Annotated in this window: 16 protein-coding genes; all 16 read right to left on the bottom strand. The window is 70.7% G+C overall.

Translation table 11 applies throughout. The annotated features are described in order from the left end of the window. Positions 1-10,586 (bottom strand): non-ribosomal peptide synthetase (locus CR470_RS19570; RefSeq protein WP_257138828.1); only part of this gene is annotated, 10,586 nt, incomplete at its 3' end. A gap of 290 nt (positions 10,587-10,876) precedes the next feature. Next, positions 10,877-11,083 carry an MbtH family protein gene (locus CR470_RS19580; protein WP_097868876.1) on the bottom strand — a complete coding sequence of 69 codons (207 nt, stop codon included), beginning with the start codon at positions 11,081-11,083 and terminating at the stop codon, positions 10,877-10,879. Continuing rightward, a complete protein-coding gene (locus CR470_RS40630; protein WP_257138829.1) occupies positions 11,080-11,625 on the bottom strand; it encodes an SDR family oxidoreductase in 546 nt (181 codons plus the stop codon). Before CR470_RS40630 ends, CR470_RS19580 begins: the two co-directional genes overlap by 4 nt. A gap of 658 nt (positions 11,626-12,283) precedes the next feature. Continuing rightward, positions 12,284-13,123 (bottom strand): poly-gamma-glutamate hydrolase family protein, encoded by an 840-nt coding sequence (locus CR470_RS19590; RefSeq protein WP_097868885.1) that lies wholly within the window; start codon positions 13,121-13,123, stop codon positions 12,284-12,286. A 57-nt stretch (positions 13,124-13,180) separates the two neighbouring features. Then, on the bottom strand, positions 13,181-14,698 hold the full coding sequence (locus CR470_RS19595; protein WP_097868877.1) for a PH domain-containing protein: 1,518 nt from the start codon (positions 14,696-14,698) through the stop codon (positions 13,181-13,183). Beyond that, positions 14,695-15,201 (bottom strand): PH domain-containing protein, encoded by a 507-nt coding sequence (locus CR470_RS19600; RefSeq protein ID WP_097868878.1) that lies wholly within the window; start codon positions 15,199-15,201, stop codon positions 14,695-14,697. The genes CR470_RS19595 and CR470_RS19600 overlap by 4 nt, the downstream gene beginning before the upstream one ends. A 5-nt stretch (positions 15,202-15,206) precedes the next feature. Next, the gene (gene pgi / locus CR470_RS19605) at positions 15,207-16,865 is read right to left on the bottom strand and encodes a glucose-6-phosphate isomerase (RefSeq protein WP_097868879.1); all 1,659 of its coding nucleotides are present in this window, start codon (positions 16,863-16,865) and stop codon (positions 15,207-15,209) included. A 228-nt stretch (positions 16,866-17,093) separates the two neighbouring features. Continuing rightward, entirely contained in the window at positions 17,094-17,429 is a 336-nt protein-coding gene (locus tag CR470_RS19610) for an RNA polymerase-binding protein RbpA (protein ID WP_006123681.1), read from the bottom strand. A 110-nt stretch (positions 17,430-17,539) separates the two neighbouring features. After that, positions 17,540-17,776 (bottom strand): preprotein translocase subunit SecG, encoded by a 237-nt coding sequence (secG, locus tag CR470_RS19615; RefSeq protein WP_097868880.1) that lies wholly within the window; start codon positions 17,774-17,776, stop codon positions 17,540-17,542. A gap of 116 nt (positions 17,777-17,892) precedes the next feature. Further along, positions 17,893-18,669, bottom strand: coding sequence for a triose-phosphate isomerase (tpiA, locus tag CR470_RS19620; protein WP_097868881.1), 777 nt, complete (start codon positions 18,667-18,669; stop codon positions 17,893-17,895). Between the two features lie 6 nt (positions 18,670-18,675). Continuing rightward, positions 18,676-19,887, bottom strand: coding sequence for a phosphoglycerate kinase (locus CR470_RS19625; RefSeq protein ID WP_097868882.1), 1,212 nt, complete (start codon positions 19,885-19,887; stop codon positions 18,676-18,678). Between the two features lie 112 nt (positions 19,888-19,999). Beyond that, positions 20,000-21,010, bottom strand: coding sequence for a type I glyceraldehyde-3-phosphate dehydrogenase (gap, locus tag CR470_RS19630; RefSeq protein WP_097868883.1), 1,011 nt, complete (start codon positions 21,008-21,010; stop codon positions 20,000-20,002). 261 nt (positions 21,011-21,271) lie between these two features. After that, on the bottom strand, positions 21,272-22,261 hold the full coding sequence (whiA, locus tag CR470_RS19635) for a DNA-binding protein WhiA (protein WP_003969868.1): 990 nt from the start codon (positions 22,259-22,261) through the stop codon (positions 21,272-21,274). Next, positions 22,252-23,286, bottom strand: a complete 1,035-nt coding sequence (locus tag CR470_RS19640; RefSeq protein ID WP_018957626.1) for a gluconeogenesis factor YvcK family protein — start codon at positions 23,284-23,286, stop codon at positions 22,252-22,254. Before CR470_RS19640 ends, whiA begins: the two co-directional genes overlap by 10 nt. Beyond that, a complete protein-coding gene (rapZ, locus tag CR470_RS19645) occupies positions 23,283-24,332 on the bottom strand; it encodes an RNase adapter RapZ (protein ID WP_097868884.1) in 1,050 nt (349 codons plus the stop codon). Before rapZ ends, CR470_RS19640 begins: the two co-directional genes overlap by 4 nt. Further along, on the bottom strand, positions 24,329-24,926 hold a 598-nt coding region (locus CR470_RS19650; RefSeq protein ID WP_257138830.1), incomplete at its 5' end, for a helix-hairpin-helix domain-containing protein. The genes rapZ and CR470_RS19650, both read right to left, overlap by 4 nt.

Genomic DNA, 24,926 nt, shown 5'->3' on the forward strand with positions numbered 1-24,926 from the left:
TCACCACACACCACAGCCACCGCACCCGGCGACCGCACCACCTGCTCAGCGAACAACTCACCCAACGACACCCCACCCCCCACCACCACAGGCAAGGAGATCTCGGTCTCGATTCCGTCCGGTGTGCCGTTGACGCGGCCGACGGGCAGCCCGGGAGCCTCGACGACCTGCCGCAGCAGGCCCAGCAGATGGGCGCCCGTGTGCTCGGCGTCCTCGCGCGTGACCAGGTCGGGCCGGTAGTCCAGGGAGAGTTCGAGACGGTTCCCCGGGATGACCACGAGGGACATCGTGTAGTGCGTGGCGTTGCGCATCTCCACGTCGGCGACCGCGAGTCCGGTGCCGGGGAGCTTCAGCACGTCCGGGTCCAGCGGGTAGTTCTCGAACACGGCCAGCGTGTCGAAGAGTTCGCCCTGGCCCGCGAGCCTCTGCACCTCGGTCAGGCCGAGGTGGTGGTGCGCCATCAACTCGGTCTGCTCGGCCTGGACACGGGCGAGCAGGGTGAGCACCGGCTCCGCGGGGTCCAGGGTGATGCGGACCGGCAGCGTGTTGATGAAGAGGCCCACCATGGACTCGAAGCCGTCGAGTTCGGCGGGGCGTCCCGATACGGTCGCGCCGAAGACGACGTCGTCCTTGCCGGTCTTGCGGCTGAGCAGCATCGCCCACAGGCCCTGGACCACGGTGTTCACCGTGAGTCCGTTGCGCCGGGCGGTGTCGGCCAGCCGCGCGGTCAGCTCCTCCGGCAGCTCGACGGTGACCCGGTCGGGCACGGTCGCGGGCCGGCCCGCCGCGTCGGGGGCCAGGAGCGTCGGCTCGGCGATCCCGTCGAGCGCCTGCCGCCAGGCCTCCTGCGCAGCGGCGCGGTCCTGCTCCGTGAGCCAGGCCAGATAGTCGCGGTACGGGCGTACGGCGGGCAGGCCCTCGGCCCCTTCGTGCTGCCCGTACAGGGCGAACAGCTCCTGCACGAGCAGCGGCGTGGACCAGCCGTCGAGCAGGATGTGGTGGTTGGTGATCGCCAGACGGCTTCGCTCGGCCCCGAGCCGCAGCAGGGTGAAGCGGATCAGCGGAGGTGCCGACAGGTCGAAGCGGCGGGCGCGGTCCTCGTCGAGGATGCGCTCCTGCTCGGCCTCGCGTGCCGCGTCGTCCAGCCCGGAGAGGTCGTACTCCTGGTAGGCGGGCGGGAGTTCACGGAAGAGCAGCTGGACCGGCTGCTCCAGGCCCTCGTGGACGAAGCCGGCGCCGAGGTTGGGGTGGCGGCGCAGCAGCCGCTCCGCGGCCGCCCGCAGCGCGGAGCCGTCCATCGGTCCCGTCAGCTCGAAGAGGAGCTGGACGTTGTACGGGTCCTGGCCCCGCTGGTCGTAGAGGGAGTGGAAGAGCAGTCCCTCCTGGAGCGGAGCGAGCGGCAGCACGTCGGCCAGCTCGGGCCTCCCGTCCCGCAGCCGGACGAGCTCGGATGCGGTGAGGTCCACCAGCGGGAGGTCGGCGGGGGTCAGTTCGGCGGAGTCCGTGCGGGCGGCGTGCGCCGCCAGGGCCTCCAGGGAGCGGAACCAGCCGTCGGCCAGTTCGCGCACCGCGTCCTCGGTGAAGACGCCGTCGGGCCAGATCCAGGTCGCCGTCAGCCGCGGCCCGTCCGGGTGGTCCTCGGTGAGCGCGCTGATCTCCAGGGAGTGCGCGAAGGGCATCTGCGGGTCGCCGCTGCCGCCGAGCAGACCGTCCTGCGCGTCGGTCGACCAGCCGGTGGAGCCGAAGGTCTCGTCGGCGGTGAACCTGCCGAGGTAGTTGAAGCCGATCTGCGGCTTGGGGAGCTGTGCGAGCATCGGCCCGGTCTGCGGGTTCAGATGGCGCAGCAGCCCGTAGCCGAGACCGTTGTCCGGCAGCGCGCCGAGCAGCTCCTTGATCCGGTCCACGGCGCGGGGCGCACCGGTCCCGCCGGCGCGCAGGTCGTCGGCGTCGATCCGGCCCGCGTCCAGGCGCACCGGGAACGTGCTGGTGAACCAGCCGACCGTACGGGTCAGCTCGGCGTCGGCGACGGTCTCCTCACGCCCGTGGCCCTCCAGCTCGACGAGTACGCCGGTGGCGTCCGCCGCGGCGCCGCGGGCGCGGCGCCAGTCGGCGACCGCGAGCGCGAGCCCGGTCAGCAGGATGTCGTTGACCCGGCCGCGGTAGACCGCGGGGGCCTCGGTGAGCAGGGGTGCGGTGACCGCGGCGGGCAGCGTGAGGCTCAGCGTCCTGGCGTTGCCCGCCACGTCCTGCGTCCGGTCCAGCGGCCGGTCGCCCAGCAACGGGTCTACGCCCGCGAGGAGTTCGGCCCACAGCGTGGTCTCCGCCATGCGCGTCGGGTCCTGGGCGAGCTCGGAGAGCCGCTCGGCCCAGCGGCGGAAGGAGGTGCCGACGGGGGCGAGAGCGGGCTGCCCGCCTTCGGCGAGGGACTGCCACGCCTCGGCCAGGTCGGGCAGCAGGATGCGCCAGGAGACGCCGTCGACCGCGAGGTGGTGCACGACCAGCAGGAGGCGTCCCGCCCGGTCGGGCCCCGCGTCGAACCAGACGGCCCGTACCAGGGAGCCCGCCTCGGGAGACAGGAGTTCGCGTGCGGCCCGCGTGTGCTCGTCGACCGTCGCGCGCAGCGCGGCCTCGTCGAGCCCTTCGACGGACACCCGCTGGATCAGGTCCGCAGCGCCGACCGCGCCGCGCTCCGCCGCCGCCAGGCCCCAGACGACTCCGCCGATGCGGGTCAGCCGCAGCCGCAGCGCGTCGTGGTGGTCCAGCACGGCCTGCAGCGCCGCGGCGAGCCGCTCGGCGCCCAGCTCCGCCGGCACCTTCAGGAGCGCGGCCTGGCTGAACCCGTCCACCGGGCCGTTGAGTTCGCGCAGCCAGTGCACGGCGGGGGTCAGCGGCACCGCACCGATGCCCTCGTCCGAAACCACCGTCGCCGTGCCATCCGGGGTGCCTGCCGTGTCGTCGGCCATAGCAGCCAGCGCCTCCACCGTCTTGTGCTCGAATACGTCCCGTGGTGTCAGGGTCAGTCCGGCCTTGCGGGCCCTGGACACCAGCTGGATGGAGACGATGCTGTCCCCGCCCAGTTCGAAGAAGCTCTCGTCCACTCCGACCGAAGCCACTCCGAGCACCTCCGCGAAGAGGGTGCTGAGCAGCTCCTCCACTGCCGTGCCGGCCGCCTTGGCCGCCACCGCGGTCCCCTGCTGGGGCGCGGGCAGCGCCTTGCGGTCGAGCTTTCCGTTCGCCGTCAGCGGCAGCGCGTCCAGCGAGACGAACGCCGAGGGCACCATGTACTCGGGGAGCTCCCGCTCCACGTGTGCCCGCAGCTCCGCGTGGTCGGCCGTGCCGCCCGCGGGCACCACGTAGGCGACCAGCCGGGTGCGGCCTGGCTGGTCCTCCCGGTCGATGACCGCGACGTGCCCGGTCTGGGGGTGGTCGGCCAGGACCGCTTCGATCTCCCCGAGTTCGACGCGGTGGCCGCGGATCTTCACCTGGTCGTCGATGCGGCCGAGGAACTCCATCAGCCCGTCGGCGCGCCAGCGCGCCACGTCGCCCGTGCGGTACATCCGGCCGCCCGCCGGGTCGAACGGGTCGGCGACGAACCGCCCCGCGGTCAGCCCCGGCCTGCCCAGGTAGCCGCGCGCCAACTGGCTGCCCGCTATGTAGAGTTCGCCGTTCACTCCGGCCGGTACGGGGCGCAGGCCCTGGTCCAGGATGTAGACGCGGGTGTTCCACACCGGGCGTCCGATCGCGACCGGGCCCGGGTCGACGGAGTCCTCGGGCAGCACCCGGTACTCGATGCAGCCCACGGTCGTCTCCGTGGGGCCGTACTCGTTGATCACGGCGGCGCCCGGCCGTGCGGCCCGCCACTCGTCCATGACGTCGCCGCGCAGCTGCTCGCCGCCCACCACGATCTCGCCGCTGGGCGAGAAGCGCTCGGGGAGCGCGGCGAGCAGTGCCAGGTGGCTGGGCGTCACCTTGAGGAAGGTGCACGCTCCGGCTTCGGCCGGGACCGGGGCGTCGTCCTCCAGCGCGGTCACGTGCACCCGGCCACCGACGGTCAGCGGGCCGAAGAGCGCGGTGACGGTCAGGTCGAAGGAGACGGGGGAGTGCAGCAGCGCCGTGCCGCTCAGGCTCTGGTAGGTGTCCCTGGCCCACTGGATGTACGCGCTGAGGGCGCGGTGCTCGGTGACGACGCCCTTGGGGCGGCCCGTCGAGCCCGATGTGTAGATGACGTAGGCCGGGTGGAGCGTGGACAGCGGGTGGACCCGGTCCGCGTCCGTCAGATCGCCGGCCGCGTGTCCGGCGAGCGCGTCCCTGGTGCCCGCCCCGTCGAGGGCGAGCCGGGGCGTGGTGTCCGTGCCGGGCAGGCAGGACCCGGCCACCGAGTCGGTGATCACCAGGGTGGGGGCCGCGTCGGTGAGCAGATAGGAGATGCGGTCGGCCGGGTAGTCGGTCTCGACCGGCAGGTATCCGGCGCCGGACTTCAGTACGGCCAGTACGCAGACCACCATGTCCGCCGAGCGGGGCAGGGCGAGCGCGACGAGCTGCCCGGGCGCGACGCCCCGGCCGACCAGGAGCCTGGCCAGTCTGTTGGCGCGGGCGTTCAGTTCGGCGTAGCTCAGCCGGACGGCGCCGTCGACCAGTGCCGTGGCGTCGGGGGTCCGCGCCGCCTGCGCCTCGATCAGCTCGGTGACGGTCGCGTCGGACACGCTGTGCGCGGTGTCGTTCCACTCGGTGATCACCTGGTGCCGTTCGGCGGGCTCCAGGACGTCGAGCTGGGCGACGGTGCGCGCCGGGTCGGCCTCCACGGCTTCGAGCAGCCGCCGCAGCCGCAGTGCGATCCGCTCGATCTCATCGGGCCCGAACACATCGGCGCGGTAGCCGAGGCGCAGACGGAGCCCGGCCCCGGGTATCGCGGTGAGCGTCAGCGGGTAGTGGGTGGCGTCGCGTCCGTCCACGCCGGTGACGCGCAGGTCGCCCGAGGGCGAGCGGAGGCTGTCGTAGCCCTCGGGGTAGTTCTCGAACACGGCGAGGGTGTCGAAGAGTTCGTCGGCTCCGGTGAGCCGCCGGATGTCGGCGAGGCCCAGGTGGTGGTGGCCCAGCAGACGTGACTGCTCGTCCTGGATCCGGGTGAGCAGCTCGCGTACCGTCTCCTCCTCGCGCAGCCGCACCCGTACCGGAAGCGTGTTGATGAACAGGCCGAGGGTGGTCTCGATGCCGGGGAGGTCGTCGGGACGGCCCGACACGGTGGCGCCGAAGACCACGTCGTCGCGTCCGGTCAGCCGGGCGAGCAGCACCGCCCAGGCGCCCTGCACCAGGGTGTTGAGAGTCAGACCGAGGCTCCGGGCGCGCCTGGTCAGCGCGGCGGTGAACTCCTCGGACAGCGCGGTCATCAGGAGTTCCGGGGGCACCGGGGCGTGCGCCTCGGGCGCGGGCACCAGCAGGGTGGGCTCCTCGACGCCTTCGAGCGCGGTCCGCCAGGCCTCCTCGGCCGCGGCCCGGTCCCGGCCCGCGAGCCAGGCCAGGTAGTCGCGGTAGGGCGTGACGCGGTGCAGGCCATCGGTCGCGCCGTCCAGGTCGTACAGCGCCAGCAGCTCCTGCACGAGTGCGGGCATCGACCAGCCGTCGAGGATGATGTGGTGGTTGGTGAGCATCAACAGGTGTGTGTCGCCGTCGAGTCCGGCCACCGTCATGCGCAGCAGCGGCGCGGCGGTGAGGTCGAACCTGACGGCGCGGTCCTCCTCGGCGAGCCGGGCGACGGCCGCCTCGCGCTCGGCCGGGGCCAGGCCCGTCAGGTCGTGTTCCTGCCAGGGCAGCACGGCCTCGCCGAGCACGACCTGCACCGGCCGGTCGGTGCCCGCGTGACGGAACACGGCCCGCAGGCTCTCGTGGCGCGCGAGCAGCGCTTCCGCGGCCCTGCGCAGCCGGGCCCGGTCCAGCGCGCCGGACAGCTCGAAGAAGAACTGGACCTGGTAGACGTCCGGCGCCTGGTCGTCGTAGACCGAGTGGAAGAGCAGCCCCTCCTGGAGCGGGGCCAGCGGCAGTACGTCGGTCAGGCCGGGGTGGGCGGCCTCCAGCTCGTCGACCTCGGTTTGGTCCAGCGTGACGTGCGGGAAGTCCGACGGGGTACGGCCTCCGGTTCCCGGCAGGTCCGCGTGTGCCACCAGCGTCTCCAGGGCGCGGAACCAGCCGTCGGCCAGCTCCCGCACGTCCGTCTCCGTCAGCAGCTCCCGCGGCCACGACCAGTGGGCGAGCAGCCGGGGGCCGTCGGGGCGGTCCTCGGTCAGCGCGTTGACCTCGATGGTGTGGGCCAGGGGCAGCGCGTCGTCGCTGCCGCCGCCGAGTGCGCCCGCGTCCGCCGCGGGGGTCCAGTCACGGCCCTCCCCCGCGCCGGCCGCGGTGAACCGGCCGAGGTAGTTGAACCCGATCTGCGGGCGGCCGAAGCCGGCCAGCTCCGGTCCCGTGCGCGGGTCGAGGTAGCGCAGCCTGCCGTAGCCCAGGCCCTTGCCGGGTACGGAGGCCAGCTGCTCCTTGACGCGCTTGAGCGCGGTGCCGATGGCCGGGTCGTCGGCCGCGACGGTGCCGGGACCGACCGGGCCCGGGTCGAGGCGTACGGGGAACAGGCTGGTGAACCAGCCCACCGTGCGGGACAGGTCCATGCCCTCCACGAAGGGATCGCGGCCGTGGCCCTCCAGGTCGACCAGGAGTTCCGGGGCGTCGCCCAGACCGCGCTCGCGCCGCCATGCGGCGACGGCCAGGGAGAGGCCCGTCAGCAGGACGTCGTTGATGCCGGCGTGGAAGGCGGCGGGGACCCGGGTCAGCAGGGCCTCGGTGCGGTCGGCGGGGAGTTCGAGCGTCAGCGTCCCGCCGGTGCCCGCGGTGTCGCGCGCGGCGTCCAGGGGGCGGTCGGTGAGCAGCGGGTCCTGGGTCGCCAGGATCTCGCGCCACACGGGCAGTTCGGCGTTGAGCGCGGGGTCGCCCGACCGCTCTGCCAGCTGCTGCGACCAGCGGCGCAGCGAGGTACCGACGGGCTGGAGCGCGGGCTCGGCGCCTTCGGAGACCGCACGCCAGGCCTGCTCGAGATCGGGCAGCAGGATGCGCCAGGAGACGCCGTCGACGACGAGGTGGTGCAGCATCAGCAGCAGTCGGCCGGGCTTGTCCGGTCCCGCGTCGAACCAGACCGCGCGGAGCATGGTCCCGGCCTCGGGGTCGAGTCCGGCGCGGGCCGTCCCGGTCTGCTCGGCGATCAGCCCGGACCGCTGGTGGTCCGTGAGCTCAGCGGTGGGAACGCGGCGTACGAGCTCCTCGGCGCGCACCTGCCCCCGGGGAGCGACCGTCAGCTGCCAGCCGGCGTCGTGCTCGGCCCTGGCCAGGTGCGTACGCAGCGCGTCGTGGTGGTCGAGCACCGTCTGCAGGGCGTCGGTGAGCGTCGCGGTGGTGAGTTCCGCGGGGACCTGGAGCAGCATCGACTGGCTGAACCCGGCTATGGGGCCGCCGCGTTCGCGCAGCCAGTGCACGATCGGCGCGGGCGTGACCTCGCCGATGCCGTCCTCGGCCCGCTCCGCCCGCGGGGCCAGGTCATCGGCGGGGACGGCGACGGCCGCGAGCGCCTCGACGGTCTTGAAGCGGAAGATGTCGCGCGGGGTCAGGACGAGTCCGGACGTGCGGGCCGCGCCGACCAGTTGGATGGAGATGATGCTGTCGCCGCCGAGGTCGAAGAAGTTCGCGTCGGCCGCGACACTCTCCAGCCCCAGCACCTCGGCGAACAACCCACACAGAATCTCTTCCTGCGGACTGCGCGGAAACGCCCGACGATCCAACTTCCCGTTCGCCGTCAAAGGCAACCCGTCCAACACCACGAACGCCGCCGGAACCATGTAATCCGGCAACACCCCCGCCACATCACCCCGCAACACACCCACATCAACCGACCCACCCGACACCGGCACCACATACGCCACCAGACGCCGATCCCCAGGCCGATCCTCACGCACCACCACAGCCGCCCGACCCACCGACGACTGCCCCTCCAACACCGCCTCCACCTCACCAAGCTCAATCCGGAAACCCCGAACCTTCACCTGATCATCAGAACGCCCCACATACTCCAACGACCCATCAGCCAACCGCCGCGCCACATCCCCCGTCCGATACATCCGCGAACCAGGAACACCAAACGGATCAGCCACAAACCGCTCAGCCGACAAACCAGGCCGCTTCAAATACCCCCGCGCCAACCCAGCACCCGACACATACAACTCACCCGCAACACCCACCAACGCAGGCCGCAACGACGAATCCAGAACATAAACCCCAAGATCCGGAATCGCCTCACCAATCAAACTCCCCGCACCCGACCCCGCACTCACCTCATCCAACGCCACATACGTCACATGCACCGTCGTCTCAGTAATCCCATACATATTCACCAACACCGGCGCCACATCCCCATGACGCCCAAACCACCCCCCAAGACGCCGCAAATCCAACGCCTCACCACCAAACACCACCCGACGCAACACCAACCCAGCCCCCACACCAGGAGACTCAACATCAGCCTGCATCAACTGATAAAACGCCGACGGCGTCTGATTCAACACCGTCACCCGCTCACGAACCAACAACTCCAAAAAATCACCAGGCGAACGACTCACCTCATGACCCACCACAACCAACCGCCCGCCCGACAACAACGGACCCCACAACTCCCACACCGAAAAATCAAACGCATACGAATGAAACAACGTCCACACATCATCCGGACCAAACCCGAACCACGACTCCGTCGCCTCAAACAACCGCACCACATTCCGATGCGGCACCACCACACCCTTGGGCCGCCCCGTCGAACCCGACGTATAAATCACATACGCCGGCGAATCCCCCCACACCCGAGGCAACACCACACCAGCACCAGCACCAGCACCCACCGGAAGATCATCAACAAACACCACCCCCGGCACCACACCCCGCACCTCAGCACCCAACCCCGCCCACACACCCGACGACGTCACCACCAAAGACGGACCCGCATCCCCCACCACGAACGCCAAACGCTCCGACGGATACGCCGGATCCAACGGCACATACGCCGCACCCGACTTCACCACCGCCAACAACGCCACAACCAAATCAACCGACCGCTCCAGCGCCACCCCCACAAAACCCTCAGGACCAGCACCACGCCCCACCAACACACCCGCCAACACCGACGCACGCGCATCCAACTCCGCATACGTCAACCGCTCATCACCACACACCACAGCCACCGCACCCGGCGACCGCACCACCTGCTCAGCGAACAACTCACCCAACGACACCCCACCCCCCACCACCACAGGCAAGGAGTCGGCGGCGCCGACACGGCTCAGGAAATCGACGAACCTGGCGAGGTGCCCGGCCAGTTCGCGCTCGTCGTAGAGGTCGGGGTTGGCGTCGAAGTCGATCTGCAGACCCGCGCCGTCGGCCCGGTCGTAGACCACGATCGACAGGTCGTCGGCGGGGCCGATCGACAGGTTGTGGACATCCGCCCGGTGGCCGCCGAAGCTCAGGTCGTAGTCGAACATCATGATGTTGACCTGCGGCCCGACCAGGGGCTGGTCCTCGTCGAGGAGGCCCAGGTCCTTGCGCAGGTCCTCGTACCGGTAGCGCTGGTGCTTGAGGACCGCGCGCATCTCGCCCGCCACGTCCCGCATCAGCTGGGCGACGCCGAGGTGCGGGCCCACGGGGAGCCGCAGCGGCAGCACGTTGGAGAGCATGCCGGGCACGGCCCTGCGCGTCCGGCCGAGCCGGGTGGTGACCGGCATCCCGAGCACCGTCTCGGCCCCGCCGCCGATCCGCTGGAGGTACGCGGCGGTGATCGCGGTCATCGCCGCGGGCCAGGGCACACCGGCCGTGCGGGCCGTCTCGCGCAGCCGCTCCGTGTGCTCGGGCGCGAGCACCTCGCTCCTGCGGACCAGGCCGCGGGCCATGCTCGGCTGCTTGCCCGAGAGGCTCGTCGGCGGCTGGACCCCGGCCAGCCGCCCGGCCCAGAAGCGCCGGTCGTCGGCGAACTGCCCCGACGCCCTGTACGCCTCGTCGTCGGCGACGAGTTCGCTCAGCGGACCGAAGGGGCTCGTCCCCGCGGGGTCGCCCGCGACCAGCGCCGAGTACACGTCGGCCACGCGCCGCGCGACCATCGCCACGGTGTAGCCGTCGACGACCACGTGGTGGTAGCGGTAGAACCACAGGAACCGGTCGTCGGCCTCCTGGAAGAGGGCGAACCGGAAGAGCGGGTCGCTCATCGGGTCCACGGGAGCGGCCAGGTCGGCCCGCATCCACGCCTCGGCCGCCGCCCTCGGGTCCCGCTCACCGCGCAGGTCCGCGATGTGCGGCGCCCACGCCTCCTGCCGCACCGACTGCCAGAGCCGGCCGTCCTCCTCCGACAGCACGACCCGCAGCGCCTCCGCCTCGGTCACCGTCTGACGGAGGGCCGATTCGAAGAGCACGAGGTCGACCGCACCGTGAATCTCCAGATACTCGCCCGCGCTGTAGACCGGGTTCTCGGGGTCCAGCTTCTGGGCGAACCAGATCCCGGACTGAGCAGCCGTCAAGGCAAGTCGATCTTCCTTGTGTTCAAGCACGGTGATATTCCTCAATCGAATCGGGAGATCTGGCGCGAGAAACGGAGCGCAATACGGGATACACAGCGCGGAACGCGCGATGCGGCGCGCGAGGGCATGGGGAAATAGACGAGTTGCGGCAGGCGTCCCAGTCTTTTCTACAGGGATGCGCGAACGACGAACAAGCAACTCTGCAGCAAGCTGCCAGAATGTGAAGCGGGACACCACGCCGTCTGGGGAAACGGCATGGGTCCCGTGTTTCAGGAGACCTTCGAGAGGTCCTAGCCCATGGCCTCCACCAGGCTCTTCGGACGCATGTCGGTCCAGTTCGCCTCGATGTATTCGAGACAGGCCTTGCGGCTCTCGACACCGAATGCCGACGTCCACCCGGCCGGAATCTCAGCGAATGCGGGCCAGAGGGAGTGCTGCAGCTCGTCGTTGACCAGGACGTGGTAGGTGCCACCCTCGTCCTCGAATGGGTTGCTCATGGCTGAACCTTCCGTACGGAATGGAATGACGGGCAGTCAGAAGGACCGTTCGGATGGTGATGCCGCCGTCGATCCGCAGGACAGCACCCGTGATGCGGTCGGCCCGGTCCACGAGCAGAACCGCGACGAGGTCCGCGACCTCGTCGGTTGACGATCGAGCAAGCCCGCTGCTTCATCATCGAGAAGACCACCGAGCGGCACAGGTTGTAGACGCCGTCAAGGTCGACGTCCAGAACCTGGTGCCACTCCTCGTCCCGCATCATCAGCAGCGAGTTGTCCCGGGTGATCCCCGCCGCGGTCACGGCGGCGGTGACCGGGCCGAGCTCGTCCTCGGTCTCCGCCACCAGGGCCCGTACGGACTCGATGGCACGGACGTCGGCCCGGCGGGCCGGCACCCGTACACCGCTCTCGCCCGCCTCCTTCGCGAGCCGCGGCGCCGCCACCTCGTGGGACTGGTAGCAGAAGACCACGTCATAGCCCTCCCGCGCTGCGCGGGCGGCCGACTGCCGTGGGGCCACGACGCTCGTGGTCAAACGACTCACGCCCCTCCATGTGGACCGGTGCCGGCGGCACTCTCCGCACGCACCAACAGAATCGTCCAACGGCTGCGCACCTGGGGCGAGCGCAGATGAAACATTTGAAAGCAGCCGGTGCGGGGGAACTCCTCGTGGGCGTGGAGACCGGCGGCGTGACGTCCGGTCGAGCTCCCGGCCGGACTCGGCGCCCGCGCCCCGAGTGCGCCACCCACCCGACCTGCTCGACATCGGCAGCTGGGCCCGGCGGGAAGGACGGGCCGGTCGCGCGGCGCCGTCCCGCCAGGACGTTCCAGCAGCGCTCGCTTTCACCGAGATGCCGGGGAACTGCCGTCGTATTCACGTGACACTTCCGCCGAATGGAAAGAGAACACCCCATGTCCGACCCATTCGAGGACGATCAGGCCGCTCTCTTTCGCCGGTGTCACAGCCGTATGACACCCACCCGCACCGAAAGGCCGCGTCACTGAAGGGCCGCTTCGCTGAACAGCCGCGTCGTTCTCGAAGAGACTGCGTTTAACTGCCGTGAATTGTTCGGTCACCTCTCCCGCGCGTGCTTACGCTGCGGGGCCCGGTTCACCGCGCATGGTGAAGTCCACGCGCCGTATATAGAGTTCGCGCCATCCCCGGGGCCCGGGCCTCGGGCGTCGGGCCCCGGGCCCCGGGATCAGAGGACGACCTGGTCCGTTCCCTGCTCCAGCTTCGTGATCGCGGCCCGGCAGGCGCCGACGAAACGGTCGAAGACCGGGGTCGTGCTGCCGGCCCGGCCCGCACGGGTGTTGTTGGTGAACATGGCGGCGCGCAGCTCCGTGGTGAGCTCCAGCTGACCGCCCTTGTCGAGCATGGTGCGGTTGACCGGGTTGGTGGGGTTGACCCCGGCCAGGTCGGGCACTTCGTTGCCGTCGCGCCAGGCGATGCCGACGGCGTCGAACTCGGCCTTGAGCAGGGTCTTGAAGCGGGTGTTCAGCCCCCCGACGACCACGGCCTGCGGGGCGGTGCCCGCCTGCGCCGCCGTGCAGCCGTGCAGGCTCAGGACGTTGAGGCTGCTCGCCGCCATCGAGAGGGCGATGTGGTCGTCGCAGTTCTTGGAGGTGACGTGCAGATCCCTGTTGCCGGAGGTGCGCAGCCCCTCGAACATCCAGTAGTCGAACACCCCGTGGCCGTCCGTCAGCGGGGCGAGCGTGGCCGGGTGGTAGCCGGCTATGGCGAGGCAGAGCTCGGAGGTGCCCATCTCGATGCCGCCGCCGTGCAGCGCCATGACGGTGGTCCGGTTGTACGGGAATCTCTGCGGGAGCGAGTGGTCGGCGTACTCGTGTCTGCGGTAGCGGCGGGCGAACTCGACGCCCTCCTGGCCCGCGAGCTTCCTGTAGAGGTCGGTGTTGGAGGTGTAGATGTCCAGGTCACCGGTGGCGTGGGCGTCGGTCGCGGTGAGCGAGCCCAGCAGCGGGCCACTGACGGCTGCGGTGGCGAGGGCGGTGAGGACCGTACGACGGCTGGTGGAAGTCATGATCGACATCATCACCGAACCGGGCCCGGCCGCACAGGAGGCCTTCTGTGCCGTACGTCACGGCCCGGTGTTCCCGGCGCGCTCCAGGAAGGGCTCCAGCAGCCCCGGTACCGCCTCGGCGGCGAAGGCGAGTCCCTCGGCCACGTCGGCGTCGTACACCGTGTAGGCGCCCCCGCCGGCGGCGGTGGTGGCCGTGATGCTCACCAGTCCGGCCCGCCGTTGGAAGACCGACTGCTTGACCGTCCAGCCGATCACCCCGGCCCGCTCCAGGGCGGCGGTGGAGCGGCGGACCGAGCCGGAGCGGGTGACCAGGTAGCGCCCGGAGAGCGCGTGCCCGAGCCCCCGGTACGCGTCCAGGGCGAGCGCCGACGCCACGGGTACGAGAACCACCGTGCAGCCGAGCGCGATCCACAGCAGGACGGGCGTGAGCAGCGCCCCGAGGACGGTCAGGATCAGGACCGGGCCGAGGACCGCCGCGAGCGACCAGCGCAGTCTGCGCCCCCGGGCGGCGCGCGGGTGGCGGACGAGCTCGGCGCCGGTCGGGGCGGCCGTCTCGCGCAGTACGTCGGCGGCGACGGTGTCGGCCCGGGTCCGGGGCGCGGCCGGGAGCAGGGTGTTGTGGTCGGCGTTCTTGGCCTCGTTGTCCTTGGCGAGGCCGGTGGTGATGGCGTCCAGCCGGGCCGCGCCGAGCAGCCGTACGCCCAGCGGCTCGACCAGGTCGACGCCGCGCAGCCGGGCCTCCTCGACGGAGATGGACCGGGAGGTGAACAGTCCGCGCCGGACCCTGAGGGTGCCGCCCGGCTCGCGCTCCAGGCGGTAGTTCCACCACATCTCGACCCAGAGGCCGAGCGCCCCGACGACGCCCGCGACCAGGGCGGCCAGGACCAGGACGATGATCGTCCAGAGCAGCGGGGTGTCCCGGAGGCGGTCGCCGATCCACGCGATGACCTCACCCTGGGCCCCGACCCAGTCGCTGACCTGGAGCACGGCCCCGGCGGCGGCTCCCCCGAGCATGGGGGCGACGAAGGAGACCGGGGCGTAGCGGATCCAGCGGGGGTCCAGGACCGCCAGTTCCCCTTCGCGGTGGGTGCCGGGCGGGGCGGTGGCGGCACGCTCCAGCAGGAGGCGGCGAAGCCGTTCGCCCTCGGCGCGGGTGACCGGGTCCAGTTCGAGGGTGGAGTCGTGGCCCTGTTCGCCGGTGCCGATCCTGACGGTGACCAGGCCGAGGAGGCGAAGCATCAGGTTGGCGGTGAGGTCGACGGTGCGGATGCGTGTCCGGGCCAGCGAGCGGCGCTTCACGAGGAGGAGGCCGGTGTGGAGGTCGACGCGCTCCGCACCGATCCGGTAGCGGGTGCGGTGCCAGCGGACACGGTCGGCCCCCGCGGCGGTCCCGACGATCAGAACGGCTCCGGCGAGCACCTGGAGCCCGGCGGCCGGGAGGCTGAACCATCGGGTGAGCCCGAGCGTGACGGGGATGGCCGCGCCCGCGACGACGCCCGCCACGACGAGGGCGGTGACCAGGACCGTACGGGGGTCGAGGCGGCGCCAGTCGCCTTCCGGGGCGGCGGTGCTCATGTGGCGTCGCCGGGGGTGTCGCGGGTGATGCGGGTGAGCTGCCCGGCCAGGTCGGCGGCGACCTCGTGGTCCAGGCCGGCGATCCGTACCGCTCCCTTGGAGGAGGCGGTGGTCACCGTGACCGTGGCGAGGCGGAAGAGCTGCTCCAGCGGGCCCCGTACGGTGTCCACGGTCTGGATCCGGGACATCGGGGCGATCCGCCACTCCTGCCAGAAGAACCCGGTGCGGACGTACACCGCGTCCTCCGTGATCTCCCAGCGGTGCGTACGGAACCACCACAGGGGGAAGAGGGCGGCGGCCGCCGTGCCCGCCGCGGCCAGAACCGCGGCGGGCAGCAGCAGCCAGAAGCGGGCGGGTCCGATCAGCGCGCCCAGGACCGCGAGCGGCACGACGGGCACGGCGGTCAGCAGCAGCCACTGGGCCCGCCACCAGCCGACGGCGCGCTCGTTCACCGTGTCGCGCGGCGGCCGCAGCACTGCCGCCGCCCCCTCCCCCTGCGGCATCCGGTTCAGCGCCCGCGCAGCGTGCGGTAGGCGTCGACCAGGGCGGCGGTGGAGCTGTCCAGCTGCCCGGCGTCCGCTCCCCCGCTCTCCGTCAGGAGCGGTTCGATCTTCTTGGCGAGGACCTTGCCGAGCTCGACGCCCCACTGGTCGAAGGAGTCGATGTTCCAGATGGCACCCTGGACGAAGACCTTGTGCTCGTACAGCGCGATGAGCTGGCCGAGGACCGAGGGGGTCAGCTTGTCGGCGAGGATCGTCGTCGTGGGGTGGTTGCCCCGGAACGTCTTGTGCGGGACCAGCTCCTCGGGCACCCCTTCCGCCCGGACCTCTTCGGGCGTCTTGCCGAAGGCGAGGGCCTGGGTCTGGGCGAAGAAGTTGGCCATCAGCAGGTCGTGCTGGGCGATCAGCCCGGGCAGCAGGTCGTGGACCGGGGCGGCGAAGCCGATGAAGTCCGCCGGGATCAGCTTGGTGCCCTGGTGGATCAACTGGTAGTACGCGTGCTGCCCGTTGGTGCCGGGCGTGCCCCAGACCACCGGTCCGGTCTGCCAGTCCACGGGGTTGCCGTCGCGGTCGACGGACTTGCCGTTGGACTCCATGTCGAGCTGCTGGAGGTACGCGGTGAACTTGGACAGGTAATGGCTGTACGGCAGCACCGCGTGCGACTGGGCGTCGAAGAAGTTGCCGTACCAGACGCCGAGGAGGCCGAGGAGGAGCGGGGCGTTCTCCTCGGCGGGGGCGGTGCGGAAGTGCTCGTCGACGAGGTGGAAGCCGTCGAGCATCTCGCGGAAGCGGTCCGGCCCGATGGCGACCATCAGCGAGAGGCCGATCGCCGAGTCGTAGGAGTAGCGGCCGCCGACCCAGTCCCAGAACTCGAACATGTTGGCCGTGTCGATGCCGAACTCCTCGACCTTCTCGGCATTGGTCGACAGCGCCACGAAGTGCCGGGCGACGGCGTCCTGACCGGCCTTCAGCTCGGTCAGCAGCCAGTCCCGGGCGGAGGTGGCGTTGGTGATGGTCTCGATCGTCGTGAACGTCTTCGAGGCGATGACGAACAGCGTCTCGGCCGGGTCGAGGTCGCGGACGGCCTCGTGCAGGTCGGCGCCGTCGACGTTGGAGACGAAGCGGAGGGTGAGCGCGCGGTCGGTGAAGGAGCGCAGCACCTCGTACGCCATGGCGGGACCGAGGTCGGAGCCGCCGATGCCGATGTTGACGATGTTCTTGACGGGCTTGCCGGTGTGGCCGGTCCACTGCCCCGACCGGACCTTCTCGGCGAAGCCGGCCATCCTGTCCAGGACGGCGTGCACGGCCGGCACGACGTTCTCGCCGTCGACCTCGATCACCGCGTCGCGCGGGGCGCGGAGCGCGGTGTGCAGGACCGCCCGGTCCTCGGTGGTGTTGATCTTCTCGCCGCGGAACATCGCGTCCCGCAGCTCCGCGACCCCGGTGGCGGTGGCGAGTTCGCGCAGCAGGCGCAGCGTCTCGTCGGTGACCAGGTGCTTGGAGTAGTCGAGGTGGAGGTCGCCGACCCGGAGGGTGTAGGCGGTGCCGCGGTCCGGCTGCCGCGCGAACAGCTCGCGCAGCTGGGGTGCGCCGAGCTCCTCACGGTGCTTGGCGAGAGCCTGCCACTCGGGCGTCTGGTCGAGCTTGGTTCGGCTTGCTGCGTTCATCCCGGATATCAGCCCACTTCTTCTCGTCACTCAGCATCCCCGCTGCCCCTCCAACCTAATTGATCGAGGAGGCGGACGGCGCGGAGGAGCGCGGTGGCGCGGGAACGCGGGACGGCCGGACACCCGTGGGGTGTCCGGCCGGTGAACGACTGGGTGGTCCGTGGAACGGCAACGCCGCGAGCGTGCGTACCAGGCGTCGCCCGGCAGACGACGGTGTGACGACAGGCCCTAGATCTCGCCTCGGAGTTTGGCCAGCGCCTCGGCGAGGATCGCCTCGCCGTCCTCGTCGCTCCGCCGCTCCCGTACGTACGCCAGATGCGTCTTGTACGGCTCGGTGCGGGGCGGGTCGGGCGGGCTGTCCTTGTCCTGGCCGGCCGGGAAGCCGCAGCGCGGGCAGTCCCAGGTGTCCGGCACCTGCGCGTCATGGGCGAAGCTCGGCTGCGTCTCGTGCCCGTTCGAGCACCAGAAGGAGATGCGGGCGCGCGGTGCGGACTCGCCCCGCTCCGCCTCCCCCATCGGCCCCGCTCCGACCCGGCTTCCCCGGATCGCGTTGCCACTTGCCACGGTCGTAACTCCCTGCGTGATGGTGCTCGAGCGATGCCCCAGTCTACGTAAGGCCCAACGCGCGTCCAGTGGAAGGAGTTACACCGTCACCGGTATGCGCGGACGACGGGTCAGTTGTCCAGCTTGACGAGCAGACCGAGTACCACGACGCACGCGAACCAGGCCAGACCGACCACGACGGTGATCCGGTCGAGGTTACGCTCGGCGACGGAGGAGCCACCGACGGAGGACTGCATTCCGCCACCGAACATGTCGGAGAGGCCGCCGCCCTTGCCCTTGTGCATGAGCACCAGCAGCATCAGCAGCAGGCTGAAGACGATCAGAGCGATCTGGAACGCCAAAACCACGGCTGGTCCCTACTTTCCGGAATTCTTGACTACTGCGTGTACGTACACCGGGGGCCGAAGGGCGACTAGCCCCTCCGGCCCCCGCAAGGGTACGACGGATCCGCGCTACCGCATACTCACTGGTCGCGGAAGCGGACGATCTTGACGAACTCGTCGGCGTCCAGTGCGGCGCCGCCGATGAGGGCGCCGTCCACGTCGGGCTGCGCCATGATGGCCGCGACGTTGCCGGACTTCACCGAGCCGCCGTACTGGATGCGGACGGCGTCGGCCAGCTCCTGCGAGTAGAGCTCGGCCAGCCGGCCCCGGATCGCGCCGCAGACTTCCTGGGCGTCCTCGGGGGTGGCGACCTCGCCGGTGCCGATGGCCCAGACCGGCTCGTAGGCGATCACGATGGTCTCGGCCTGCTCGGCCGGGATGTCCTTCAGGGCCCCGTCGAGCTGCGCGAGCGTGTAGGAGACCTGGTCACCGGCCTTGCGGATGTCCAGGCCCTCGCCGACGCAGAGGATCGGGGTCAGGCCGTGCTTGTAGGCGGCCTTCACCTTGGCGTTGCAGATCTCGTCGTTCTCGCCGTGGTACTGGCGGCGCTCGCTGTGGCCGACGGCCACGTACGTGCAGCGCAGCTTGGCGAGCATGGGCCCGGAGATCTCACCGGTGTACGCGCCGGAGTCGTGCGCCGAGATGTCCTGGGCGCCGTACTTGATCTTCAGCTTGTCGCCGTCCACCAGGGTCTGCACGGAGCGCAGGTCGGTGAAGGGCGCCAGGACGGCGACCTCGACGGCCTCGTAGTCCTTGTCGGCCAGGGCGAAGGAGAGCTTCTGGACGTGGGCGATGGCCTCGAGGTGGTTGAGGTTCATCTTCCAGTTGCCCGCCATCAGCGGGGTGCGGGTGGTCATGAAAGGTCAGTCCTCCAGTGCGGCGAGCCCGGGAAGCGTCTTGCCCTCGAGGTATTCGAGACTCGCGCCGCCACCGGTCGAAATATGTCCGAAAGCATTCTCGTCGAAGCCCAGGATGCGAACGGCCGCGGCGGAGTCGCCACCGCCGACGACGCTGAACGCCGACGAGTCGACGAGCGCCTGGGCGACCGCACGGGTGCCGTCGGCGAAGTCGGGGTGTTCGAAGACGCCCATCGGGCCGTTCCAGAAGACGGTGGCCGCGTCGGCGAGCTTCGATGCGTAGAGCTTGTTGGTCTCCGGTCCGTTGTCCAGCCCCATCTGGCCGGCCGGCATGGCGTCGGCGGCGACCGTGGTGGGGTGGGCCGGGGCCTTGGTCTGGAGATCCGGGAAGGACGGGGCGACCACGACGTCGACGGGGAGGACGAACTCCACGCCCTTGTCCTCGGCACGTCGCAGGTACTCCTGGACGGCCGGGATCTGGTCCTCCTGGAGCAGCGAGCTGCCGACCTCGTGGCCCTGGGCCTTGAGGAAGGTGTACGCCATGCCACCGCCGATGAGGATGCGGTCGGCCCGCTCCAGCAGGTGGTCGATCACGCCGAGCTTGTCGGAGACCTTCGCGCCGCCGAGGACGACCGCGTACGGCCGCTTGACGTCGGTGGTGAGCTTCTTCAGGACGCCGACCTCGGTGGCGATGAGGTAGCCCGCGTAGTGCGGGAGCCGGGCCGGGAGGTCGAAGACCGAGGCGTGCTTGCGGTGCACAGCGCCGAAGCCGTCGCCCACGTAGATGTCCGCGAGCTCGGCCAGCTGGTCGGCGAAGGCGCCGCGCTCGGCGTCGTCCTTGGACGTCTCGCCGGCGTTGAAGCGGAGGTTCTCGACGACCGCGACCCGGCCGTCGGCGAGGCCGGCGACCGCGGCGCGGGCGGACTCGCCGACCGTGTCGGTGGCGAAGGCGACCTCGGCTCCGAGGAGTTCACCCAGGCGGGCGGCGGCGGGCGCCAGCGAGAAGGCCGGGTCCGGGGCGCCCTTGGGGCGGCCGAGGTGCGAGGCGACGACGACGCGCGCGCCGGCCTCGGCGAGCTTGGCGATCGTCGGGACGACGGCGCGGATACGGCCGTCGTCGGTGATCGTGGTGCCGTCCAGCGGCACGTTGAGGTCGGCACGGACGAATACCCGCTTGCCCGCGACCCCTTCGGCGAGAAGTTCGTCGATCGTCTTCATCTGTTCCGTTTACTCCTTGGAAGGACCGATGAGCATGCTAAGGGGCTCGACCGGCGCGTCGTTGCGCCGGTCGAGCCCCTTGCTCACATCGTGGTGCCGCCGACCCCGAGGATCAGAGCTGCTCGCCGACGAAGACCGTGAGGTCGACGAGGCGGTTGGAGTAGCCCCACTCGTTGTCGTACCAGCCGAGGATCTTCACCGTGCTGCCCTCCTGGACCATGGTCAGGGAGGAGTCGAAGGTGCAGGACGACGGGTCGCCGACGATGTCCGAGGAGACGATCGGGTCCTCGGTGTACGTCAGGAAGCCCTTGAGGGCGCCGTCGTCGGAGGCCTTCTTGAACGCGGCGTTGACCTCGTCCTTGGTGACCTCGCGCGCCAGCGTCACGACGAGGTCGGTGGCGGAGCCGGTCGGAACCGGGACGCGCATCGCGATGCCGTCGAGCTTGCCCTTGAGCTGCGGGAGCACCAGGGCGGTGGCCTTGGCGGCGCCGGTGGTGGTCGGGATGATGTTCTCGGCGGCGGCGCGGGCGCGACGCAGGTCCGAGTGCGGGAAGTCCAGGATCCGCTGGTCGTTGGTGTACGCGTGGACCGTCGTCATCAGGCCCTTGACGATGCCGAAGTTCTCGTCGAGAACCTTGGCCATCGGCGCCACACAGTTGGTGGTGCAGGAGGCGTTGGAGATGACGTTGTGGTTGGCCGCGTCGTACTGGTCCTGGTTGACGCCCATCACGATGGTGATGTCCTCGTCCTTGGCCGGAGCCGAGATGAGGACCTTCTTGGCGCCGCCCGCGATGTGCTTCTCCGCGTCGGCCTTCTTGGTGAAGATGCCGGTCGACTCGATGACGATGTCGACTCCCAGCTCACCCCAGGGGATGTCGGCCGGGTTGCGCTCGGAGAGCACCTTGACGGTGTGACCATCGACGGTGATGGTGTCGGCGGTGTGGCTGACCTCTGCCTTGAGACGACCCAGAATGGTGTCGTACTTCAGCAGGTGGGCCGTGGTCGCAGTGTCACCCAGGTCGTTGACAGCCACGATCTCGATGTCCGCACCCTGCTCCAGCAGAGCGCGGAAGTAGTTGCGGCCGATGCGGCCGAAGCCGTTGATGCCTACGCGGATCGTCACGAACCGATCTCCTCGTTAGGTACGCCGGTTTTCGACGCCGGCGAGTTGTATAGGGATGTCCCCGACCGCTTCCGACCCTACCTCTCCGAGGGCCCGGGGGTGACATCGAGAGGGCCGGTAAGCGCCACCGGAAATGACGAGAGGTCCGTACTCACCAGTAGGAGTACGGACCTCCGTGTCGTCCGTCGGGACCTGGGTCCCAGTGCCGCGGGACCCAGGTCCCGACGGGTGCGGGACCAACGTCCCCTGCCTGCCGCCGTGTCAGCCGACCAGGCCGTCGGCGAGCTCCTCGCTGAGGGTCGACTCGGTCCCCGGAATGCCCAGATCCTGGGCCCGCTTGTCGGCCATCGCCAGCAGCCGGCGGATCCGGCCGGCGACCGCGTCCTTCGTCAGCGGCGGGTCGGCGAGCGCGCCCAGCTCCTCCAGGGAGGCCTGCTTGTGCTCCATGCGGAGCCGTCCCGCGGCGGCCAGGTGCTCGGGGACCTCCTCACCGAGGATCTCCAGCGCGCGCCCCACCCGGGCCCCGGCGGCGACCGCGGCGCGGGCCGAGCGGCGCAGGTTCGCGTCGTCGAAGTTGGCGAGCCGGTTGGCCGTGGCGCGGACCTCGCGCCGCATCCGCCGCTCCTCCCAGGCGAGCACCGCGTCGTGGGCGCCGAGCCGGGTCAGCAGGGCGCCGATCGCGTCGCCGTCGCGGACCACCACACGGTCCACGCCGCGCACCTCGCGGGCCTTGGCGGCGATGGAGAGCCGGCGCGCCGCCCCGACCAGGGCGAGGGCCGCCTCCGGTCCCGGGCAGGTGACCTCCAGGGAGGAGGAGCGGCCGGGCTCGGTGAGCGAGCCGTGAGCGAGGAACGCTCCGCGCCAGGCCGCCTCGGCGTCGCAGGTGGCCCCCGAGACCACCTGCGGGGGAAGCCCGCGGATCGGACGGCCGCGGCCGTCCACCAGACCGGTCTGGCGGGCCAGCTGGTCACCGCCCGCCACCACCCGTACGACAAAGCGTGAGCCGCGGCGCAGTCCGCCGGGGGCCATCACGATCAGCTCCGAGCTGTGCCCGAAGATCTCCAGGATGTCGCGCTTGAGGCGGCGGGCGGCGTTGCCCGTGTCCAGCTCCGCCTCGATCACAATCCGGCCGCTCACCAGGTGCAGGCCGCCCGCGAACCGAAGAATCGCCGAGACCTCTGCTTTCCTGCAGCAGGTCCGGGTGACGGGAAGATGAGAGATTTCGTTCTTCACCGCTGGCGTCATCGCCATGGGCCGATCCTTCCATGCATCCGAAAAATACGGTCGTACGCGGCGGCCAACAGCTCCTGATCATGGACCGGAACGCCGTCGGGCGATGCCACCGGCGCCAGCTCGACCGCGGCTCCGAGCCGTAGTGCGGCATCGGCGAGGGACTCACGGTCGGGCACGGCGGCCTCATCGGCCAGCACCACGTCCAAGGCGAGTTTAGGGGCGTGTCGCCCCAAAACCTCCAAATGACGCTGCGGTGAGAAGCCTTCTGTTTCACCGGGCTGGGGTGCGAGGTTCAACGAGAGGACTTTGCGGGCCTTCGTGGTGACCAGCGCGTCGAGCAGTTCCGGCACGAGCAGGTGCGGGATCACCGAGGAGAACCAGGAGCCGGGACCGAGCACCACCCAGTCGGCGTCCAGCACCGCTTCCACGGCTTCCGGGACCGCCGGCGGGTCGGGCGGGACCACGTGCACGGACTGCACCTCGCCGGGCGTGAGCGCCACCGTGGCCTGGCCGCGCACGGTGACGATCGCGTCGGGCAGGTCGGGATCGTGGCCCTTGACCAGCGCCTGGAGCTCCAGCGGGACGGCCGACATCGGCAGCACCCGTCCGTGCGCGCCGAGCAGCTTGCCGACCAGGTCGAGCGCTTGCACGTGGTCGCCGAGCTGCTCCCAGAGGGCCACGATCAGCAGATTGCCGACCGCGTGCTCGTGGAGGTCCCCCTTGGACTCGAAGCGGTGCTGGATGACCTGGGACCAGGTACGGCCCCAGTCGTCGTCGCCGCACAGCGCGGCGAGCGCTTTGCGCAGGTCGCCGGGCGGCAGCACACCCAGCTCCTCGCGCAGCCGGCCGCTGGAGCCGCCGTCGTCGGCGACGGTGACCACGGCCGTGAGATCGCCGGTGATCCGGCGCAGCGCCGCCAGGGACGCCGAGAGACCCATGCCACCGCCGAGCGCGACGACCTTGGGCTGAGCACCGCGCTTGCGGCCGGAGAGCGCCGAGGTGGCGCGGCTCAGGCGGCGCATCCGCAGATTGCGTCCGGTCACTCTCGCCCCATGTCGCGGTGCACGAGGACGGTCTCGACGCCTTCGGCGGCGAGGCGGGCCGAGAGCTTCTCCGACATGGCGACGGAGCGGTGCTTGCCGCCGGTGCAGCCCACGGCGATGGTCACGTACCGCTTGCCCTCGCGGCGGTAGCCGGCGGCGATCAGCTGGAGCAGCTCGGTGTACTGGTTGAGGAACTCCTTGGCCCCCGGCTGGTCGAAGACATAGTCGGACACCTCCTCGTTGACGCCGGTGAAGGGGCGCAGCTCGGGGACCCAGTGCGGGTTGGGCAGGAAGCGGCAGTCGACGACCAGGTCGGCGTCGACGGGCAGGCCGTACTTGTAGCCGAAGGACATCACCGTGGCCCGCAGCTCCGGCTCCGACTCGCCCGCGAACTGGGCGTCCATCTTGGCCCGCAGCTCGTGCACGTTGAGGCTGGAGGTGTCGATGACCAGGTCGGCGTCGCCGCGCAGCTCGCGCAGCAGGTCGCGCTCGGCCGCGATGCCGTCGACGATGCGGCCGTCGCCCTGGAGGGGGTGCGGGCGGCGGACGGACTCGAAGCGGCGCACCAGGGCGTCGTCGGAGGATTCCAGGAAGACGATCCGCCGGGTGACGTGCTTGGCCTCCAGGTCGGCGAGGGACTCGCGGAGGTTGTCGAAGAAGCGCCGGCCGCGTACGTCGACGACGACGGCGATCCGGGCCACGTTGCCCTGCGAGCGGGCGCCGAGCTCCACCATGGTGGGGATGAGCGCGGGCGGCAGGTTGTCGACGACGAACCAGCCGAGGTCCTCCAGACACTTGGCGGCGGTGCTGCGGCCGGCGCCCGACATCCCGGAGATGATCACCAGCTCGGGGATGGCCGCCTCACCCGTCTCGTTCGGGGTGTTCGTACTCACGTCTGCTGCTCCGTCTGCTCGGTCTGCGGTGTCTCGGTCGATGACATCCCGGTCGGTGACATCGCGGTCGGTGATGTCACGGTCGGTGATGTCGCGGTCCGCGGTCTCGTGCGCCGCGCTGTCCTGTGCGGTCTCGTGGCTGTTCTCGGTCATGAGCTGCCCCCGTCGTCCTCTTCAATGATCTCTCCTGTGGCCGTGTTCACGGCAGGTGCCGCGGGAGCGGTCGAGGCGAGGGCGGCGGCCACCGATTCCGCCGTCCTTCGCCCTATCCCGGGGACCTCGCAGATCTCGTCGATTGTCGCTTGCCGGAGCTTCTTCACCGAGCCGAAATGCTTGATGAGGGCCTGCTTCCGGGTCTCGCCGAGGCCGGTCACATCGTCGAGGGGGCTGCTGCGGATGCGCTTGGCGCGTTTGGCGCGCTGGTAGGTGATGGCGAAGCGGTGGGCCTCGTCCCGGACGCGCTGGAGGAGGTAGAGGCCCTCGCTGGAGCGGGGCAGGACGACCGGATCGTCGTCATCGGGGAGCCACACCTCTTCGAGGCGCTTGGCGAGGCCGCAGACCGCGATGTCGTCGATGCCCAGCTCGTCCAGGGCACGCTGGGCGGCGGCGACCTGAGGCTGCCCGCCGTCGACGACGACGAGCTGCGGCGGGTAGGCGAACCGCTTGGGGCGGCCGTCGTCCTCCCGGGGCTCGGGCTCGTCGTCCGGGGAGGCGGCGGTGAGGGCCGGGGCGGGGACGGGGCCGGTG

Source organism: Streptomyces sp. rh34 (assembly GCF_002551245.1).
Classification (GTDB): Bacteria; Actinomycetota; Actinomycetes; order Streptomycetales; family Streptomycetaceae; genus Streptomyces.

Bases quoted from the DNA above. Each gene is read 5' to 3' on its own strand.
- CR470_RS19580 (WP_097868876.1), bottom strand. From the start codon at position 11,083: ATGAGCAACCCATTCGAGGACGAGGGTGGCACCTACCACGTCCTGGTC.
- CR470_RS19590 (WP_097868885.1), bottom strand. From the start codon at position 13,123: ATGACTTCCACCAGCCGTCGTACGGTCCTCACCGCCCTCGCCACCGCA.
- CR470_RS19595 (WP_097868877.1), bottom strand. From the start codon at position 14,698: ATGAGCACCGCCGCCCCGGAAGGCGACTGGCGCCGCCTCGACCCCCGT.
- CR470_RS19600 (WP_097868878.1), bottom strand. From the start codon at position 15,201: ATGCCGCAGGGGGAGGGGGCGGCGGCAGTGCTGCGGCCGCCGCGCGAC.
- pgi (WP_097868879.1), bottom strand. From the start codon at position 16,865: ATGAACGCAGCAAGCCGAACCAAGCTCGACCAGACGCCCGAGTGGCAG.
- tpiA (WP_097868881.1), bottom strand. From the start codon at position 18,669: ATGACCACCCGCACCCCGCTGATGGCGGGCAACTGGAAGATGAACCTC.
- CR470_RS19625 (WP_097868882.1), bottom strand. From the start codon at position 19,887: ATGAAGACGATCGACGAACTTCTCGCCGAAGGGGTCGCGGGCAAGCGG.
- whiA (WP_003969868.1), bottom strand. From the start codon at position 22,261: ATGGCGATGACGCCAGCGGTGAAGAACGAAATCTCTCATCTTCCCGTC.
- rapZ (WP_097868884.1), bottom strand. From the start codon at position 24,332: ATGACCGAGAACAGCCACGAGACCGCACAGGACAGCGCGGCGCACGAG.